The organism is Candidatus Pantoea floridensis, assembly GCF_900215435.1.
In the GTDB taxonomy this organism is placed as follows: domain Bacteria; phylum Pseudomonadota; class Gammaproteobacteria; order Enterobacterales; family Enterobacteriaceae; genus Pantoea; species Pantoea floridensis.
The window spans coordinates 789,890-808,985 of record NZ_OCMY01000001.1 but is presented as its reverse complement, the minus strand read 5'-3'; the positions used below and the strand labels follow the sequence as shown (position 1 = coordinate 808,985).

The 19,096-nt window shown below is 54.4% G+C and carries 20 protein-coding genes and 1 other annotated feature; of the genes, 12 read left to right on the top strand and 8 right to left on the bottom strand.

The window, feature by feature from the left end; all coding sequences use genetic code 11:
• On the top strand, positions 1 to 879 hold the full coding sequence (locus CRO19_RS03900) for a metal ABC transporter substrate-binding protein (RefSeq protein ID WP_097094688.1): 879 nt from the start codon (positions 1 to 3) through the stop codon (positions 877 to 879).
• Positions 880 to 922: 43 nt separating this feature from the next.
• Here the strand turns inward: CRO19_RS03900 and ykgO are convergent, their stop codons facing one another.
• The 4 genes from ykgO to CRO19_RS03880 form a co-directional block, all read right to left on the bottom strand.
• A complete protein-coding gene (gene ykgO / locus CRO19_RS03895) occupies positions 923 to 1,063 on the bottom strand; it encodes a type B 50S ribosomal protein L36 (protein WP_008103894.1) in 141 nt (46 codons plus the stop codon).
• A 15-nt stretch (positions 1,064 to 1,078) separates the two neighbouring features.
• Positions 1,079 to 1,336: a type B 50S ribosomal protein L31 gene (locus CRO19_RS03890; protein WP_097094687.1), complete on the bottom strand. Its 258-nt coding sequence runs from the start codon at positions 1,334 to 1,336 to the stop codon at positions 1,079 to 1,081.
• Between the two features lie 147 nt (positions 1,337 to 1,483).
• Entirely contained in the window at positions 1,484 to 4,633 is a 3,150-nt protein-coding gene (locus CRO19_RS03885) for a multidrug efflux RND transporter permease subunit AcrB (RefSeq protein WP_097094686.1), read from the bottom strand.
• A gap of 17 nt (positions 4,634 to 4,650) precedes the next feature.
• Complete coding sequence (locus CRO19_RS03880; protein WP_097094685.1) at positions 4,651 to 5,841, bottom strand: efflux RND transporter periplasmic adaptor subunit; 1,191 nt, start codon at positions 5,839 to 5,841, stop codon at positions 4,651 to 4,653.
• 142 nt (positions 5,842 to 5,983) lie between these two features.
• Between CRO19_RS03880 and acrR the strand changes: the two genes are divergently transcribed.
• Positions 5,984 to 6,622 carry a multidrug efflux transporter transcriptional repressor AcrR gene (acrR, locus tag CRO19_RS03875; RefSeq protein WP_097094684.1) on the top strand — a complete coding sequence of 213 codons (639 nt, stop codon included), beginning with the start codon at positions 5,984 to 5,986 and terminating at the stop codon, positions 6,620 to 6,622.
• Here acrR and rsmS read toward each other — a convergent pair.
• The 3 genes from rsmS to priC are packed head-to-tail and all read right to left on the bottom strand — an operon-like array spanning position 6,609 to position 7,588.
• Positions 6,609 to 6,767: a pleiotropic regulatory protein RsmS gene (rsmS, locus tag CRO19_RS03870; RefSeq protein WP_097094683.1), complete on the bottom strand. Its 159-nt coding sequence runs from the start codon at positions 6,765 to 6,767 to the stop codon at positions 6,609 to 6,611. The two genes, acrR and rsmS, sit on opposite strands and share 14 nt — an antisense overlap.
• 8 nt (positions 6,768 to 6,775) lie before the next feature.
• Positions 6,776 to 7,021: a GlsB/YeaQ/YmgE family stress response membrane protein gene (locus CRO19_RS03865; protein WP_097094682.1), complete on the bottom strand. Its 246-nt coding sequence runs from the start codon at positions 7,019 to 7,021 to the stop codon at positions 6,776 to 6,778.
• 54 nt (positions 7,022 to 7,075) lie between these two features.
• Complete coding sequence (gene priC / locus CRO19_RS03860; protein WP_097094681.1) at positions 7,076 to 7,588, bottom strand: primosomal replication protein PriC; 513 nt, start codon at positions 7,586 to 7,588, stop codon at positions 7,076 to 7,078.
• A gap of 57 nt (positions 7,589 to 7,645) precedes the next feature.
• On the opposite strand from priC, the gene CRO19_RS03855 reads away from it, so the two are divergent.
• The 6 genes from CRO19_RS03855 (at position 7,646) to htpG (ending at position 13,826) form a co-directional block, all read left to right on the top strand.
• Positions 7,646 to 8,029, top strand: a complete 384-nt coding sequence (locus CRO19_RS03855) for a DUF454 family protein (protein ID WP_097094680.1) — start codon at positions 7,646 to 7,648, stop codon at positions 8,027 to 8,029.
• A gap of 149 nt (positions 8,030 to 8,178) precedes the next feature.
• Entirely contained in the window at positions 8,179 to 8,730 is a 552-nt protein-coding gene (gene apt, locus CRO19_RS03850) for an adenine phosphoribosyltransferase (RefSeq protein ID WP_097094679.1), read from the top strand.
• Between the two features lie 151 nt (positions 8,731 to 8,881).
• Entirely contained in the window at positions 8,882 to 10,867 is a 1,986-nt protein-coding gene (gene dnaX / locus CRO19_RS03845) for a DNA polymerase III subunit gamma/tau (RefSeq protein WP_097094678.1), read from the top strand.
• Positions 10,209 to 10,270, top strand: a sequence feature (DnaX frameshifting element). It overlaps the preceding gene by 62 nt.
• Before the next feature lie 50 nt (positions 10,868 to 10,917).
• Positions 10,918 to 11,247 (top strand): YbaB/EbfC family nucleoid-associated protein, encoded by a 330-nt coding sequence (locus CRO19_RS03840; RefSeq protein WP_097097583.1) that lies wholly within the window; start codon positions 10,918 to 10,920, stop codon positions 11,245 to 11,247.
• Positions 11,247 to 11,852, top strand: coding sequence for a recombination mediator RecR (gene recR, locus CRO19_RS03835; RefSeq protein WP_097094677.1), 606 nt, complete (start codon positions 11,247 to 11,249; stop codon positions 11,850 to 11,852). Before CRO19_RS03840 ends, recR begins: the two co-directional genes overlap by 1 nt.
• Before the next feature lie 105 nt (positions 11,853 to 11,957).
• Entirely contained in the window at positions 11,958 to 13,826 is a 1,869-nt protein-coding gene (gene htpG, locus CRO19_RS03830; protein WP_176519126.1) for a molecular chaperone HtpG, read from the top strand.
• Between the two features lie 55 nt (positions 13,827 to 13,881).
• Here htpG and CRO19_RS03825 read toward each other — a convergent pair whose 3' ends face one another.
• The gene (locus tag CRO19_RS03825; protein ID WP_097094675.1) at positions 13,882 to 14,751 is read right to left on the bottom strand and encodes a LysR substrate-binding domain-containing protein; all 870 of its coding nucleotides are present in this window, start codon (positions 14,749 to 14,751) and stop codon (positions 13,882 to 13,884) included.
• A 187-nt stretch (positions 14,752 to 14,938) separates the two neighbouring features.
• On the opposite strand from CRO19_RS03825, the gene CRO19_RS03820 reads away from it, so the two are divergent.
• From CRO19_RS03820 to CRO19_RS03805, 4 genes are all read left to right on the top strand, one after another.
• Positions 14,939 to 15,769, top strand: a complete 831-nt coding sequence (locus CRO19_RS03820) for a DUF6024 family protein (protein WP_097094674.1) — start codon at positions 14,939 to 14,941, stop codon at positions 15,767 to 15,769.
• 151 nt (positions 15,770 to 15,920) lie between these two features.
• Positions 15,921 to 16,565, top strand: coding sequence for an adenylate kinase (adk, locus tag CRO19_RS03815; RefSeq protein ID WP_097094673.1), 645 nt, complete (start codon positions 15,921 to 15,923; stop codon positions 16,563 to 16,565).
• 120 nt (positions 16,566 to 16,685) lie between these two features.
• Positions 16,686 to 17,645, top strand: a complete 960-nt coding sequence (gene hemH, locus CRO19_RS03810) for a ferrochelatase (RefSeq protein WP_097094672.1) — start codon at positions 16,686 to 16,688, stop codon at positions 17,643 to 17,645.
• A gap of 58 nt (positions 17,646 to 17,703) precedes the next feature.
• Positions 17,704 to 19,005 (top strand): inosine/guanosine kinase, encoded by a 1,302-nt coding sequence (locus CRO19_RS03805; RefSeq protein WP_097094671.1) that lies wholly within the window; start codon positions 17,704 to 17,706, stop codon positions 19,003 to 19,005.
• Positions 19,006 to 19,096 lie beyond the last annotated feature (91 nt).

Sequence of the window (19,096 nt, the reverse complement as noted above, 5' to 3'; positions counted from 1 at the left end):
ATGAAGAAGTTACCGCTGAGTCTGGCGATTGGTGTAATGCTGGTAAGCCCACTGACGCTGGCTAAAAGCGTCGATGTTGTCGCCAGTTTTACCGTGCTGGCAGATATCGTTAAGCAGGTTGGCGGCGAGCACGTCAATGTGAAGTCGCTGGTGGGGCCTAACGGCGATCCGCACACCTTTGAACCTACGCCGCAGGATAGCCAGGCGCTGTCAAAGGCTGATGTGGTGTTTGTCAGCGGTTTAGGGATGGAAGGGTGGATGGATCGCCTAATTAGCGCTTCAGGCTACAAAGGCACGATTGTGGTGGCATCGAATGGAGTGAACACACGCAAGATGGAAGAGGATGGTAAAAGCGTCACCGATCCGCACGCCTGGAACAGTATGCAAAACGGTGTGATTTACGCCACGAATGTGATGAATGCACTCATCAAAGCGGATCCTGAAGATGCGGCGGATATCCGTAAAAGCGGTGAAAGCTACATTCAGCAGCTGCAGAAATTAGATAGCTGGGCGAAAACTGCCTTTAATAAAGTGCCGAAAAGTAAGCGTAAGGTGCTAACCAGCCATGATGCCTTCGGCTATTTCGGCCAGCGTTATGGCGTAAGTTTCCTCGCGCCGGTTGGATTTTCTACCGAAGCAGAAGCCAGTGCCAGCGATGTGGCCTCAATCATCAAACAGCTGAAGGCTGAGCACATCAACACCTACTTTATGGAGAACCAGACCGATCCACGTTTGGTGAAACAGATTGCCAGCGAAACCGGTGCGCAGCCGGGCGGGGAACTCTATCCGGAAGCGTTGTCTGAGGCTAATGGCCCTGCTGCAACCTACGTTGCGGCATTCAAACACAACGTTGACGCTATGCTGCATAGCATGCAATAAAAAAAGGCCGGGGAGCATCCCGGCCAATTATCACGACACTTTCCTACCTTTTTTTCTTTCTTCCCTGAACCGCCTTAAAGCGCGGATTCGTTTTACAAATGACATAAATGCGACCTTTGCGCCGCACGACTTTGCAATCTTTATGGCGAGTCTTAGCAGACCGCAATGAACTTAATACCTGCATGCCTCATCTCCCGTGTTACTTGTTGCGCGTAAGAAAGCTGCCAAAACGCTGGTTGAAACGTGCGGTACTGCCTTCTTTGGCGAAATCTTTCTGCTTGCCGGTGTAGAACACATGAGATTTAGAGGAGACATCCAGCGTCACGTAGGGCAGCACTTCACCTTCATACTCAATAGTCCGTTCAGTTTTGATAGTAGAACCGACCTTAAAGTACTCGTTAGCTGAGGTGTCGTGGAACACAACAGGACGGTAATGGGGATGAATATTCGGTTTCATAATGACCTCGATATGTAATGTTATACTATAACAATAGTATGAACCTGAAGGATGTCGATTGCAACCGTGTTAAATACAGGGATTCTAAGGGGGAGGAGATAACAATAAAAAAGGCCGCATCAGCGGCCTTTTAGAGAAGGGTAAAACTTAGTGCTTATGTTCCACCGGATGACCCTGCTCCAGCTCAGATTTATTCTTGCTGAAGCGGCGGCGCACCACCACGAAGAACACCGGAACGAAGAAGATAGCCAGCGCTGTCGCGGTTACCATCCCGCCCATAACGCCAGTACCTACCGCATTCTGCGCACCAGAACCTGCGCCAGTACTGATCGCCAGCGGCATTACGCCGAGGATGAAGGCGAGTGAGGTCATCAAAATCGGACGCAGACGCATACGTGATGCTTCCAGCGTTGATTCAACCAACCCCTTGCCCTCCTTCTCCATCAAATCCTTAGCGAATTCAACGATCAGGATGGCGTTCTTCGCCGACAATCCTATGGTGGTCAACAAGCCCACCACAAAGTAGACGTCGTTGCTCAAGCCGCGCAGTGTGGTAAACAGAAGTGCACCAACGACACCCAGCGGTACCACCAACATTACTGAGAACGGAATCGACCAGCTCTCATACAGGGCCGCCAGACACAGGAACACCACGATCAGCGAGATGGCATACAGCGCCGGCGCCTGGTTGCCGGACAAGCGTTCCTGGTAGGACATACCCGTCCAGTCGTATCCGATCCCCGCAGGCAGTTTTCCTGCCAGCTGTTCCATCAGGTTCATGGCATCACCGGAGCTCTTGCCTGGCGCAGCCTGGCCAAGAATCTCCATTGACGGCAAGCCGTTGTAACGCTCCAGGCGTGGCGAACCATATTGCCATTTCGCCGATGCGAAGGCCGAGAATGGAACCATGGTGCCAGTGCTATTGCGCACATACCATTTGCTGATATCGTCCGGCAACATACGCGAATCGGCCTGGCCCATGACGTAAACTTTCTTCACGCGACCGCGGTCAATGAAGTCGTTGACGTAGGAACCACCCCAGGCCGCGCCCAGCGAGGTATTGATGTCAGACAGCGACACACCCAACGCCTGCGCTTTTTCCTGATCGATGATCAGTTTGTACTGCGGCGTATCTTCCATACCGTTTGGACGTACGCCCACCAGCGTATCCGGATGCTGGGCAATCATGCCAAACAGCTGGTTACGCGCGGCGGTCAGCTTCTCGTGACCCAGGTTACCCTGATCGGTCAACATGAAGTCGAAGCCAGTGGCGTTACCCAATTCGATAATCGCCGGCAGGTTGAACGGGAACACCATTGCATCTTTGATCTGTCCGAGCGCCTGCATAGCACGTCCGGCAATCGCAGGCACTTTCAGGTTGGCATCGCCACGCTCATCCCACGGCTTAAGGCTAACAAACGCGATACCGGTGTTCTGACCACGACCGGCGAAGCCGAAGCCGTTAACAGTAAACACCGAGTTAACGCTGTCTTTCTCTTTGGTCAGGAAGTAGTCACTTACCTGATCCAGTACTTTCTGCGTACGTTCCTGAGTTGCACCGGCGGGTAGCTGTGCCTGTGCCAGTAACAGCCCCTGATCCTCTTCCGGCAGGAACGAGGTAGGCAGTTTCAGGAACAGGTAGGCCATACCGACTACAATAACCAGATAAATCAGCAGGTAGCGACCGGTACTACGCACGATATGGCCAACACTATCCACATAGTGGTTGGTGCTCTTATCGAACAGCCGGTTGAACCAACCGAAGAAACCGGTGGTTTTACCGTGGTTACCTTTTGCCACCGGCTTCAGCAGGGTGGCACACAGCGCTGGCGTCAGGATCAACGCCACCAGTACCGACAGCGCCATCGCAGAAACGATGGTGATCGAGAACTGGCGATAGATTACGCCGGTTGAACCGCCGAAGAAGGCCATCGGAATAAATACCGCAGACAGCACCAGTGCGATACCCACCAATGCGCCCTGAATCTGCTCCATCGAACGTTTCGTGGCTTCTTTAGGCGGTAAACCCTCCTCGGCCATAACACGTTCGACGTTCTCTACCACTACGATGGCGTCATCCACCAGCAGGCCGATAGCGAGCACCATCCCGAACATCGTCAGGGTGTTTATCGAATAGCCAAAGGCGCTGATAACCGCAAAAGTACCCAGTAAAACAACGGGAACGGCGATGGTTGGAATCAGCGTCGCACGGAAGTTTTGCAGGAACAGGTACATTACCAGGAATACCAGCACGATCGCTTCAAACAGCGTTTTCACCACTTCGAAAATCGAGATTTTAACGAACGGCGTAGTGTCGTACGGATAAACGGTTTTCATGCCTGACGGGAAGAACGGCTGCAGTTTAGCCAGTTCCGCTTTTACGGCATCCGCGGTATCCAGTGCATTCGCGCCGGTTGCCAGTTTGATACCGATACCGGAAGCCGGTTTGCCGTTATAACGTGCGATGATCTCGTAGTTTTCACCACCCAGTTCAATCTTCGCCACGTCACGCAGACGCACCTGCGAACCATCCTGATTCACTTTCAGCATGATATTGCCGAACTCGTCTGTCGATGTCAGACGGGTTTGCGCAATAATCGAGGCGTTAAGCTGTTGGCCTGGTACCGGCGGTGTTCCGCCCAACTGGCCCGCTGCAACCTGGGTGTTCTGAATTTTCAGTGCATTAATGACATCTACTGGCGTCAGCTGATAGTTGTTCAACTTGTGCGGATCCAGCCAGATACGCATCGCATACTGGGCACCAAATACCTGAGTATCACCTACGCCGGGCGTACGGCTAATCGGGTCTTTGATGTTAGAGGCAACATAGTCAGAGATATCATTCTGCGTCATGTTGTCGTCATCGCTCACAAAGCCGGCCACCATCAGGAAGCTGCTGGAGGATTTTTTAACCTGAATACCCTGTTGCTGTACTTCCTGCGGCAGTAATGGCATTGCCAGCTGCAGTTTGTTTTGTACCTGAACCTGCGCGATATCGGCATCAGTACCGGATTGGAAAGTCAGCGTCAGCGTCAACGTACCCGACGAGTCACTGCTTGAGGCCATATACATCAGGCCATCAATCCCGTTCATGTTTTGCTCGATAACCTGGGTTACCGAATCCTGCAGCGTCTTCGCATCAGCACCTGGGTAGGTCGCCTGGATTTCAACTGCCGGTGGCGCAACATTGGGATATTGCTCAATCGGTAGGCTGATAATCGACAGCAAGCCGGCCAGCATAATGATGATGGCGAGCACCCACGCAAAAATGGGGCGATCAATAAAGAACTTAGCCATGTATCAGTGGCTCCTGTTTATGACGATGATTTAGCAGACGGTGATTCTGGTGCAGCTTTGGCATCGTCGGAGACTTCTTGTGGCGTCACCTGCGCACCCGGTTTGGCACGCTGGATACCGGTGGTAATCACCCGATCGCCTTCTTTCAGACCGTCCGTGACCAGCCACTTGTTACCAAATGCCTGATTAGCGGTGATGTTACGAGATTCCACTTTATTATCCGCGCCAACCACCAACGCTGTTGCCTGACCGGTTGGAGAGCGCGTTACGCCCTGTTGCGGTACCAGCAGTGCCGTTGGGTTGGTGCCTTCATCCAGACGAGCGCGAACAAACATGCCTGGCAGCAGGCGGTTGTCCGGATTCGGGAAGATGGCGCGCAGGGTAATCGAACCGGTGGTTTCATCGACGCTCACATCAGAGAATTCCAATGTGCCTGTCTGAGCGTATGCGCTACCGTTTTGCATCAGCAGGGTGACGTTGGCCTTACCGTCGTTCTGTTTCAGCTGACCGGATTCCAGCTCTGCGCGCAAACGCAGGAAATCATCACTGGATTGGGTCACATCGACATACATAGGATCGAGCTGTTGCACGGTCGCCAGCGCCGTGGTTTGCCCATTGGAAACCAACGCACCTTCGGTCACTGATGATTTACCAATACGACCGCTGATAGGCGAGGTCACTTTGGTATACGCCAGATTGATGCGTGCAGTTTCAACGTTGGCACGTGCAGCCTGTGCAGCGGCAGCAGTTTGTGCTGCTGTACCTGCTGCGTTGTCATAATCCTGCTGACTGATGTACTTGGTACCCAGCAGCGGCTTGTAACGCGTAATGGTTAACTGCGCAACGCGGGCATTGGCTTCTGCCTGGGCTAAATCCGCTTTGGCACTGTCGTATGCTGCCTGATAGGTGGCGGGATCAATCTGATACAGCGATTGACCGGCTTTGACGTCACTTCCTTCCACAAAATTGCGTTTAAGGATAATACCTGACACCTGAGGGCGAACTTCAGCAACGCGAAAAGCCGAGGTACGGCCCGGCAGCTCGGTAGTAATTTTCAATGGTTCGTTTTTTAACGTGACAACACCCACTTCTGGGGGCTGCTGCTGGGCGGCTTGCTGGGATTTATTATCATCACATCCTGTTAACAAAAAGCTGCCTGAAAGCATCAGGACGGCCGCCAGAGGCGATAATCCTCTGTTTTTATTCATAAATAAACCTCTAGTGTCCGATATCAAATGATCAATGGATCACAAACCGATAAACCCATTGCTGCGTTAAAACACGGGTCGTGCTATGGTACATACATTCACAAATGTATGTAAACTTACAAGTTTGTAAAAAAAGCCCTTTATGGCACGAAAAACCAAAGCGCAAGCTCTTGAAACACGGCATCAAATTCTTGACGCCGCATTGACACACTTTTCAAAACACGGTGTGGCCGCCACGTCTCTGGCGGATATCGCAGCAGCGGCCGGCGTCACGCGCGGTGCTATCTACTGGCATTTCAAAAACAAAGCCGATCTTTTACATGAGATCTGGCTACGTTGTGACGCTGGGCTGGACGATGTGGAACTTGAGTATCAGACAAAATACCCCGGCGATCCACTTTCTGTTGTTCGCTCGATGTTGATCTATATCCTTGACGCCACAGCAAAGGATCCGCAAAGACGCGCATTAATGGAGATTATCTTTCATAAATGTGAGTTTGTTGGCGAAATGTCCACGTTACAGGATATGCAGCAGAGCTTACTGCAAGAGTGTTACGATCGAATTGAAAACGTACTTCGCCTTTGTATTGAAGCTGGCAAATTACCTGCCGGCCTTAATACACGTCAAGCTGCGCTACTGATGCGTGGCTATATTAATGGCATGATGGAAAGCTGGTTATTCAATCCACAAAGCTTTGATTTAGCTGCAGATGCGCCACAGCTGGTGGATGCGTTCCTGGATATGCTGCGCCTGAGCCCAACGCTGATTAGTCAGCCTTAACCTCCGCCGCTTTTTTTTGCTCATAATCACGTTGAACTATCGCTAATGCCGCCAGCACGGTGGTGGTGGGGACGTGATTCTCTTCAAGCAATTGAATCAGATCGACGGCAAGCTTAATTTCGTCTGGTGCGCTGTCCAGTGACATTGTTTCTCCTAAATACGTAATTTTGCCGCGACCAGCAGCATAAAGAGGGCGCCAGCGAGTGCCGAGGCGAAACCAGCGGGGGCTAAGCTTGCCAGATCGCCGGTGGTAAAGTAGGTGGCAATGTAGCCGCCAATCAGCGCACCAATCACCGCCAGCACCAGCGTGGGCACAAATCCCCCCGGACGACCGGGAAAAATCACCCGCTTTAGCCAACCTGCGGCTAATCCAATCACAATCCAAAAAACCAGCGTCATGATTTTTCTCCTCTTTTTCTGACTAAAAGGAGTATAGAGGAAAACGCGTCGCGTTTAGCGTGGCGTAGATGGCAGCGCCAGTTTATAGATAGCAGCGCGGCAGCGCGCCAGCCGCTCTTGCAGCTGATAGACTTCACGCATCAGTTGCTGCTGAACGCTCAGGGTTTCAGCACGTGCCAGATGCTGTTCGCGTTGCTGAATCATTGCCAGCAATCGCTGCTCGTAGCCTTGGTACTCTTCACGCTTTTTTTGACGTGAATCGATACGTGGACGCTCGCGCTGCACGCGCAGCTGTTGGCTCTGACACTCCCGCTGCAACGCGGCGATTTGATCCAGCACTTTATCCGCCAGCCATTGGCGCCGTGCCACATCAGTATTAGCAGCGGTTAACTGCGCGACATTGCCTTCCAGTTCGAGGAGATAATCCGCCAGGCGTGTGCCGGAGGTGCGAAACAGTTGTGAATCAAAGCGTGGCTGACGACAGGCACCATCCGGCTGCTGCGCAATCTGCTGGCGTAATAAATCCAGTGTCGCGCCAAGGCGCTGTTGTGCGGATGGTTGGGGCATCACTCGGTTTCCGACTGTGTTAACGTAACGCTGTTTTGACTCTTTCAGGCATCCGGCATGCAGCGTATTTTACTACTGAGCCTTGGCTGGCTGGCGATTGTGCTAGGTACGCTCGGCATTGTATTACCTTTATTACCTACAACGCCATTTGTGTTGCTGGCGGCCTGGTGTTTTGCGCGCTCGTCGCCGCGCTTTCATGACTGGCTGCTATGGCGATCGCCGTTTGGCCGCTTTATTCGCCACTGGCAGCAGCATCATGCTATGCCGCCCGGCGCTAAAGGACGCGCCATATTGCTGATTGTGATTACCTTTTCGGTGTCCATTTATCTGGTGAACCTGCTGTGGGTGCGCATCCTGTTAGGCGTGATGCTGTGCCTGCTGCTGCTGTTTATGCGGCGAATCCCGGTGGTGGACGAGAATGACAACCCGCCGCAACCTTAGCGTTAGGGTTGCATTTAGCGAGGTATTTGCATAGATTTGGGCATCTTCGTGCGTGGCTTCCCTTATAAACCTCTTCGCTTAACCCGGTTTCCGGTTTTTGGCGCTTGAGAAGTCGCGCGTATTAGATATTTTCTCCAGGCGTAACATTTATGACCGCAACTGCGCAGCAGCTTGAACTCATCAAAAACAGCATCAAAAGCATTCCTGACTATCCGAAGCCGGGCATTCTGTTCCGTGACGTCACCAGTCTGATGGAGGATCCGCAGGCTTACGCCGCGTCGATCGCCATTCTGGTTGAGCGTTATCGTGACAAGGGCATCACCAAGGTGGTGGGAACGGAAGCACGTGGCTTCCTGTTTGGTGCGCCAGTGGCGCTGGGGTTGGGCGTGGGTTTTGTGCCGGTGCGTAAACCTGGCAAACTGCCGCGTGCAACCTTCAGTGAAAGTTATGAGCTGGAATACGGTACCGACGCGCTGGAGCTGCACAAAGATGCGATCAAGCCAGGTGACGTGGTGCTGGTCGTCGACGATCTGCTGGCAACCGGCGGCACCATTGAAGCCACGGTGAAACTGATCCGCCGCGCCGGTGGTGAAGTGCAAGATGCCGCCTTCGTGATTAATCTGTTCGATCTGACCGGTGAAGCCCGTCTGACCGCCATGGGCGTCAAATGCTATAGCCTGGTGAATTTCCCCGGCCACTAAGGCCTGTGCGCTCCGCTATGTGGCGGGGCGCAACCTCCGTAAAGTTATCGGTTGCTGATCCGGTTGTGGCTGTTAAACTACTGCCAAAATAAACAGGGTTTGCGAAGCTGCATCTTCTCCCTTCTCCTTAAAATCCAGTGATTGAATCCACATGAGCTATCAGGTACTTGCGCGAAAATGGCGTCCCCAGGCTTTCGCTGACGTAGTCGGTCAGGAACATGTGCTGACTGCGCTGGCCAACGGATTGTCACTGGGACGAATCCATCATGCTTATCTCTTTTCCGGCACCCGCGGCGTAGGGAAAACCTCGATCGCCCGTCTGCTGGCCAAGGGCCTAAACTGTGAAACTGGCATCACCGCAACACCCTGCGGACAATGCGATAACTGCCGTGAGATTGAGCAGGGCCGTTTTGTCGATCTGATTGAGATTGATGCTGCATCGCGCACCAAAGTTGAAGATACGCGCGATCTGCTTGATAACGTGCAGTACGCACCGGCGCGTGGTCGCTTCAAGGTTTACCTGATCGATGAAGTGCACATGCTGTCGCGCCACAGCTTCAACGCGCTGCTAAAAACGCTGGAAGAGCCGCCATCACACGTTAAATTCCTGCTGGCGACCACCGATCCGCAAAAGCTGCCGGTGACGATTCTGTCACGCTGCCTGCAATTCCATCTTAAAGCGCTCGATGTCGAGCAAATTCAGCAGCAGCTGGCGCATGTGTTAGAGCAGGAGCACATCGCTGCCGAACCGCGCGCGCTGCATCTGCTGGCCCGCGCCGCTGATGGCAGCATGCGTGATGCGCTCAGCCTGACCGATCAGGCTATCGCCATGGGGCAGGGCAGCGTCACGCGTGATACCGTGGCGCAGATGCTTGGCACGCTGGACGATGAGCAGCCGCTGGCGCTGATTGAAGCGCTGGTGGAGGGGCAAGGCGAACAGGTGATGGCGCTGCTGAATCAGGCGGCGTCGCGCGGTGTGGAGTGGGAAGCGCTGCTGGTGGAAATGCTGCGTTTGCTACACCGCATTGCGATGGTGCAGCTGTTGCCGAGCTCGCTTAGCGAGGATGATCTCAGCCAGGCCGATCGCCTGCGTGAGTTAGCGCGCGTGCTGCCACCGGCCGATGTACAACTCTATTACCAAACGCTATTGATGGGGCGAAAAGATCTGCCGCTGGCACCGGATCGTCGCCTGGGCGTGGAAATGACGCTGCTGCGCGCATTGGCATTCCATCCGCAGGCGACGATTGCTGAGCCCGTCGCCCGTCCGGTATTAACGCCACAAAGCGCGCCGCAGGTTGCTGCTGCACCTGCACCTGCGGCAGCCAAAGCGCCATCTGCGCAGGCTGCACAGCCACAAATGGCACCACCCGTTAACGAGGCGCCGCCAGTTTCGGATGATTATCCTGACATGCAAACAGCGCCCGATCCGTTACCCGATTCCACCAGCCAGCTGTTACAGGCGCGAACGCAGTTGCTGCGTCAGGGAGCCGGTAAAGCAAAAAAGAGTGAGCCGGCAGCGCGTTCCGCGCGGCCGGCGAATCCGGCGCTGGAACGTCTCGCGAACGTCACCGAACGTGTACAGCAGCGCGCCTCTGAGTCCACGGTAAAAGCGCCGGCTAAACCGGAAGCCTACCGCTGGAAAACGCAGCTGCCGACCGAGGTAAAACCAGAGCCGGTAGCGACGCCAAAAGCCTTGCGTTCGGCTCTGGAGCATGAGAAAACGCCTGAGCTGGCGCTGCGTCTGGCGGAAGAGGCCCAGCAACGCGATGCGTGGGCAGCGGAAATTGCCACGCTGACGTTACCGAAACTGGTGCAGCAAGTGGCGCTCAACGCATGGAAAGAAGTGAGTGAAAAAGGCATTACGCTGCATCTGCGCAGCAGCCAGCGCCATCTGAATTCCGCTTCCGCTCAGCAAACTTTAGCGGAAGCATTAAGTCAGTCTGCCGGCCAGCCGGTTGAATTGACCATTATTGAAGACGATAATCCCACGGTATTGACGCCACTGGAGTGGCGCCAGGCCATTTACGAAGAGAAACTGTCGCAGGCGCGACAGTCGATCGAAAGTGATACCCATATTCAGACATTGCGTCGATTCTTCGATGCCGATTTGGATGAAGAGAGTATTCGACCGGTGTGAACATGCTGCCGCGCGTTGATTGCGCGCAGCCCCAGCAGAGAGAGAAAACTATGTTTGGTAAAGGCGGATTGGGCAACCTGATGAAACAGGCCCAGCAGATGCAAGACAAAATGGCCAAAGTGCAGGAAGAGATCGCCGCGATCGAAGTGACCGGTGAATCAGGCGCGGGCTTGGTTAAAGTTACCATCAACGGTGCGCACAACTGCCGTCGTGTTGAAGTCGATCCTAGCTTGCTGGAAGATGACAAAGACATGCTGGAAGATCTGATCGCCGCGGCCTTTAACGATGCTGCACGCCGTATCGACGAAACGCAGAAAGAGAAAATGGCCTCTGTATCAAGTGGCATGCAGCTGCCGCCTGGCTTCAAGATGCCGTTCTAATGCAAACCAGTCCACTGCTTGAATCTTTGATGGAGTCGTTGCGTTGCCTGCCGGGCGTTGGCCCTAAGTCGGCGCAGCGCATGGCTTTTCAGCTGTTGCAGCGCGATCGTAGCGGTGGCATGCGTCTGGCGCAGGCGTTGACCCGCGCCATGTCGGAAATCGGCCACTGCGCCGATTGCCGAACCTTCACCGAGCAGGAGATCTGCACCATCTGCGCCAATCCGCGCCGTCAGCAAAACGGCCAGATTTGCGTAGTGGAAAGCCCGGCTGATATCCACGCCATTGAGCAAACCGGCCAGTTCGGCGGACGCTACTTTGTGCTGATGGGCCATTTGTCACCGCTGGATGGCATTGGTCCGCAGGATATTGGTCTGGATCGGCTGGAGCAGCGTCTGGAGCGCGAAACCCTAACCGAAGTGATCCTCGCCACCAACCCCACGGTGGAAGGAGAAGCAACGGCCAACTACATCGCCGAGCTGTGCGGGCAATATGGCGCTGATGCCAGCCGCATTGCGCACGGTGTACCGGTTGGCGGTGAGCTGGAAATGGTGGACGGCACCACGCTGTCGCACTCGCTCGCTGGACGTCATAAGATTAATTTCTAATCACTTGCCGATGTCTTCACGGATATCGGCTTGAAATCCTGCCCTTCATCCCCATTTCTCTCTCAACGTATCATCAACCCCGATTCAGTTGAGGTAGCAATGACCATGAAAGGACAAGAGACGCGTGGCTTCCAGTCAGAGGTAAAACAACTTCTGCACCTGATGATCCATTCCCTCTATTCAAATAAAGAGATTTTCCTGCGCGAGCTGATTTCCAACGCTTCAGATGCCGCCGATAAATTGCGCTTCCGTGCGCTGTCGACGCCAGATCTGTATGAAGGCGATGGTGAGCTGCGCGTGCGCATCTCGGTCAATCCGGAAAACCGCACCCTGACGCTTAGCGATAACGGTATCGGTATGCGCCGTGATGAGGTGATTGAGAACCTCGGTACCATCGCGAAATCGGGTACCAAATCCTTCCTGGAATCTCTGGGTTCCGACCAGGCGAAAGACAGCCAGCTGATCGGCCAGTTCGGCGTAGGCTTCTATTCAGCCTTCATCGTGGCGGATAAAGTTACCGTGCGCACCCGCGCAGCCGGCGCAAAAGCCGATGAAGCGGTGTTCTGGGAATCAGCTGGCGAAGGTGAATACACGCTGGCGGAGATTGCGAAAGCCGATCGCGGCACCGACATCACGCTGCACTTCCGTGAAGGCGAGGACGATTTCCTCGATGCATGGCGTGTGCGTAATGTGATCAGCAAATACTCCGATCACATCGCGTTGCCGGTTGAAATTGAAAGCAAAGACGAAGAAACCGGCGAAAGCAAATGGGAGAAGATCAACAAAGCCCAGGCGCTATGGACGCGTAACAAGTCCGAGATCAGCGACGACGAATACAACGAGTTCTATAAGCATATCGCCCATGATTTTAGCGATCCGGCAATCTGGAGCCACAACCGTGTAGAAGGTAAACAGGAATATACCAGCCTGCTTTACATCCCGGCGCGTGCGCCGTTCGACATGTGGAACCGCGACAGCAAGCACGGCCTGAAACTTTATGTGCAGCGCGTCTTCATCATGGACGATGCTGAGCAGTTCATGCCGAACTACCTGCGCTTTGTCCGTGGCCTGATAGATTCTAATGATCTGCCACTGAACGTGTCGCGTGAAATCCTGCAGGACAGCCGTGTCACCCAGAGCCTGCGTAGCGCGCTGACCAAGCGTAGCCTGCAGATGCTGGAAAAACTGGCGAAAGACGACGCAGAAAAATATCAGCAGTTCTGGAAAGAGTTTGGTCTGGTGTTGAAAGAGGGGCCGGCTGAAGACAACGCGAATCAGGAAACCATCGCCAAACTGCTGCGCTTTGCCACCAGCCAGAGTGAAGGCGCCGAGCAGACCATTTCGCTGGAAGATTATCTGAGCCGCATGGTAGAAGGTCAGGACAAGATTTACTATATCACCGCTGACAGCTATGCCGCTGCGAAGAGCAGCCCGCATCTGGAACTGTTCCGTAAGAAAGGCATTGAGGTGCTGCTGCTCTCCGATCGTATCGACGAATGGATGATGAGCTACCTCACCGAGTTCGACGGCAAAACCTTCCAGTCAGTGAGCAAAGCGGATGATTCCCTGAGCAAATTGGCCGACGAAGAGACTGAAGAGCAGAAAGAAGCGGAGAAAGCGCTGGAGCCGTTCGTTGAACGCGTGAAAACCCTGCTGGGCGAGCGCGTGAAAGAGGTGCGTCTGACACATCGTCTCACCGACACGCCAGCGATTGTTACCACCGATGCCAACGAAATGACCACGCAGATGGCGAAGCTGTTTGCTGCGGCCGGTCAGGACGTGCCGGACGTGAAGTACATCTTCGAGATTAACCCGGATCATACGCTAGTGAAACGTGTGGCTGATACGCAGGACGAAACGCGCTTTGCGGAGTGGGTTGAGCTGCTGCTGGATCAGGCGCTGCTGGCAGAACGCGGCACACTGGACGATCCGAACCAGTTTATCCGTCGTATGAACCAGCTGCTGACGGCGTAATCGCACCAAACTCGCAGGGTCGCCATTCACATGGCGACCTTTTTTATATCTGCTTTTATATCTGCGCCTGATCGCGCAGCCAATCGCGAAACAGCGTAATCTCCGCATCGTGCTGGCGCGATATCTTGGTCATCATCAGCGTCGCGCGATCGACGCGTACAAAGCCCAACGGTGCGATCAACGTTCCGTCACTCAACTCCTGACGCACCAACAGACGCGGTGCCATAATCACGCCTAAGCCATTTCTGGCTGCCTGAATGCCTAACGTTAAATTATCGAAGTGCTTGCCGATCCAGAAATTACCGCGCGCGCCGCTGGTTTTTGCCCATTCGGCCCACGCATGCAGTCGCGTATCGGCGTGCAGCAGCGGCAGCGCGGCAAGATCCTGCTCATTTCGAAAACGCACGGCAAACTGCGGAGCACATAGTGGGCCGATGTAATCATCGCTAATCAAAGTGGCATCAATATCCTCATCCGGCGATTGCTCTGCGCTGAGAATGAGCACGTCGGTGTGCTCGCTGCGCAGTTGGTCAATGTCCACCAGCGGCTGAAACTGCACTTCAATATCGGGATAGCGTTGATAAAAGCTGGCGATGCGTGGAATTAGCCATTGCGCCAGGAAGCTGGGCGCACAGGAGACGCTGAGATGATGGCGCATGCCGGTACGAATACTTTCGCAGCTGGTGGAGAGTTCACTAAAGGCTTTCTGACAGCTCACCAGCAAACGTTCACCGTGTGAGGTTAATTTGACGCGTCCGTTGGTGCGCACAAACAGCGGCTTGCCCATCCAGCTCTCCAGCTGCCGCACCTGATGGCTAATGGCGCTGTGGGTGACATGCAGACGTTCGGCTGCCACGCTAAAACTGCAATACAGTGCCGCCTGGTGGAAATAGTGCAGTGCACGTAACGATGGAAGCGCGGTCATACTCGTCCCCTGTGTAAAAACCTAACAGGGATTGTCAGTTTATATCATTTTAATGTCCAGCCGCATTGGCCTAACCTTTCCCCCAGATTCTGGCGGTTGACGGCTAAGCCTCTCTGTGGTTTTGCCAGAAATCGCCGTCACGTTGCACCTCCCGCACACAGCACAATAACAAGAGAAATATCACGCGATGGCTCCACAACTTGCTACTGCCAGGGCGGCGGCGGCGCGCGATAAGCTTCGCGGCTTGCTTTCCCGTCACTACCGGCTTGAAAATTACGACCTCTTCTTTGCACCCTCGTTGCATATTGCCCGGGTGCTGCTTTCCCAATTATTTCTGCGTCAGGAACAGGCGCGTAACCAAACCCGCTACGCGTCGCACTATCCGGTTAGCGAACTCAGCGTGCTGCCTACCTTGCCGATGATGGCGGGCAACATTGCGCTGGTGGAACATATCGATATGCAGCACGGGCGCGTGCGGGCGCTGAGCGAATGCCAGAGTCAGGGGGTTACGGATGCCTCAGAATCCTTTGCCACCCAGCTGCATAAACGTCTTATCAGCGATGCGCGGCTCTTTGTTACGCATTTGGATCGACACGCCGCCTTGTGTAGCGATCTGGTGCTGATCGCTTTACGTACTGCTGATTTCAGCACCCTGGTACGCAGTGAGCTGCGGTTGTTTGAGCAGGGGCTTGCTTTCGGCGCCGCAGCCGAACAAGCGCTGGCGATAATGGAGAACGACGACTGGCGGCCGTTCAACATCGCAACGGTAGAAAGTATCGCGCTTGAAGCCCCGCTAATGCTGCGATCAATTCAGCAACCGGGGTTGCCGTTCGCCCTTTTTCCCTTACCTATCGGGCTGAATGTCAGCACGTTTCCTCAGGATATTCAGGTGCTATCTTCTCCGCAGCGCTTACGTCTGCGTGCTAACGTTCGTGGCAGCGTGAACAAACATCTCAACGTCACTAACACCTTAAAAACACGACTGAAGGAAGCGCTGATACGTAGCCGAAATTCCTAAAAACAGGCACTCTGCTAGTATTCCCTGACAAAGCAGGTCAAAGTAGACCTTTCGTCAGAAGCGTGCCCGTTTCCTTGTGGTGCGCGGGGCATAATGGTATGTTCTTCGCCTTCTCAGATTGAACAATGCGATTCGCAAGGGGAATTACGCAATGCGTATTATTCTGCTCGGAGCACCGGGCGCAGGTAAGGGCACTCAGGCTCAATTTATCATGGAGAAATACGGTATTCCGCAAATCTCCACGGGTGACATGCTGCGTGCGGCAGTGAAAGCGGGCTCCGAATTGGGCCAGCAGGCAAAAGCGATCATGGATGCCGGTAAACTGGTGACTGACGAGTTGGTGATTGCGCTGGTTAAAGAGCGTATCGCGCAGGAAGACTGCAAAAACGGTTTCCTGCTCGATGGCTTCCCACGCACCATCCCGCAGGCTGACGCCATGAAAGAAGCGGGCATCAAAGTCGACTACGTGCTGGAGTTTGCCGTACCCGACGAGCTGATTGTGGATCGTATTGTGGGTCGTCGCGTGCATACGCCATCGGGCCGCGTTTATCACGTCACCTACAATCCACCGAAAGTGGAAGGTAAAGATGACCTGACCGGCGAAGAGCTGACCACGCGTAAAGATGACCAGGAAGAGACCGTGCGTAAGCGTCTGGTGGAATACCATCAGCTGACCGCACCGCTGATTGCCTACTACGGCAAAGAAGCGCAAGACGGCAATACCGAATATCACAAAATCGACGGCACGCGTCCCGTCGCTGAAGTGAGCACGCAATTGGCCACGATCCTCGGCTAAGGCGTCCAGAGGGCCGGTTGTCCGGCCCTTTTGCAGCAATTGCTTTCTCCTCCCTCGATTTCCGCTACAATTTCCCCTGATTTTGATTTGACCCATTCGTTTCGACATCAAGGAAATACAATGAGGCAAGAAAAGCCCGGGGTTTTACTGGTTAATTTAGGTACACCAGAGGCACCCACCACACCTGCGGTTAAGCGCTATCTAAAACAATTTCTCGGCGATCCACGCGTGGTTGATACGCCGCGTTGGTTATGGTGGCCGATTCTCAATTTCATCATCCTGCCGTTCCGCTCGCCGCGCGTCTCGAAACTCTATGCATCCGTGTGGATGGACGAAGGTTCACCCTTGATGGTATTCAGCAAGCGCCAGCGTGAAGCCCTGGCACAGCGCCTGGATATGCCGGTTGAGCTCGGCATGAGCTACGGCCAGCCAAGCCTGGATAGCGCGCTGCAGCGCCTGCTGGCGCAGGGCGTCACTAAACTGATCGTGCTGCCGCTCTATCCGCAGTTCTCATGCTCAACGGTAGCCGCTGTTTGGGATGGGTTAGCCACGAGCTTTAAACCGCTGCGCTCGCTGCCGGAAGTGGCTTTTATTCGCGATTATGCCGAACACCCGGCCTATATCGCTGCCCTGAAAGCCTCGGTAGAACGCTCGTTCGCGCAGCATGGCGAACCGGATCTGCTGGTGCTGTCGTATCACGGCATTCCGCAGCGTTTCGCCAATGAAGGTGATGATTATCCGCAGCGCTGCAAAGACACCACCGCTGCGTTAGCGGCCGCGTTAGGTATTGCGCCGCATAAAATCATGATGACCTTCCAGTCGCGCTTTGGCCGTGAGCCGTGGTTGACGCCGTACACCGATGAAACCATGAAGAGTTTGCCGGCGAAAGGCATCAAGCATGTGCAGGTGATGAGTCCCGGCTTTGCTGCAGATTGCCTGGAAACGCTAGAGGAGATCAGCGGAGAAAACTGCGAGATCTTCCTGCATGCCGGTGGTGAAAAGTTCGAGTACATTCCTGCGCTCAACGATGATGCCGAGCACATTGAAATGATGCTGCAGCTGGTCAACGCACGCCGTTAATGGTGCGGCAGAGAGTGTGATATCATTCTCTGCCTGATTTTCCCTGACGGCACTCTCGATGAAATTTCCCGGCAAACGCAAATCCAAACACTATTTCCCCGTTAACGCGCGCGATCCGCTGCTGCAAGCTACGCAGCAAGAGCAGGAAGAGGGCAGCTGGGTGGTGGGTATCGACCAGACGCTGGTGGATATTGAAGCTAAAGTCGATGATGACTTTTTGCAGCGTTACGGCCTTAGCGCCGGCCATTCGCTGGTTATCGACGATACGACTGCCGAAGCACTCTATAACGAACTGATGCGTGAAGAGCTCATCAGCCATCAATTCGCGGGTGGCACCATCGGCAATACGCTGCACAACTACTCGGTACTCGCCGACGATCGCTCGGTGCTGCTGGGCGTGATGTGTAACAACATCCAGATTGGCGGCTATGCCTATCGCTACCTGTGCAACACATCCAGCCGCATGGATCTTAACTTCCTGCAGGGCGTGGACGGCGCCATTGGCCGCTGCTTCACGCTGATTGGCGAGCAGGGCGAACGCACCTTTGCCATCAGTCCGGGTTTAATGAACCAGCTGCACGCCAGCAACATTCCGGAAGAGGTGATTGCCGGCGCGTCGGCGCTGGTGCTGACGTCGTATCTGGTGCGCTGCCAGCCGGGCGAACCGATGCCGGAAGCGACGCTGCGTGCTATTGAATACGCAAAGAAACACAATGTGCCGGTGGTGCTAACGCTCGGCACTAAATATGTGATTCAGGATAACCCGCAGTTCTGGCGCGACTTCCTGCGCGATCACGTCTCGATTGTCGCGATGAATGAAGAAGAGGCTTTCGCGTTGACCGGTGAGCAAGACCCTTTGCTGGCATCGAACATGGCGCTGGATTGGGTGGATCTGGTGTTGTGCACCGCTGGGCCAACCGGTTTGTACATGGCCGGCTTCACGGAAGAGGAATTCAAGCGCAAAACCAACCATCCGCTGCTGCCGGGCGCGTTGGCTGAGTTCAACCAATATGAATTTAGTCGGGCGATGCGTCACAAGGATTGCGACCAGCCGCTGCGTATTTTCTCGCATATCGCGCCTTACATGGGCGGACCAGAAAAGATTATGAACACCAATGGCGCGGGCGATGGCGCGCTGGCGGCACTGCTGCATGATATCACCGCCAACAACTTCCACCGCCAAAAGGTGCCTAACTCCAGCAAACACGGACGAGCCTATCTGACGTATTCCTCGCTGGCACAGGTGTGTAAATACGCCAACCGGGTGAGTTATCAGGTGTTGAACCAGCATTCACCACGCCTGACGCGTGGCCTGCCGGAGCGGGAAGACAGTTTAGAAGAGTCGTACTGGGATCGTTGATGATATCGTTGATGATGGCATCGGTGCGCATGAATGCGCACCCTACAAAAAAGGTCACCATTCATGGTGACCGATTCACGCTTAACTGACG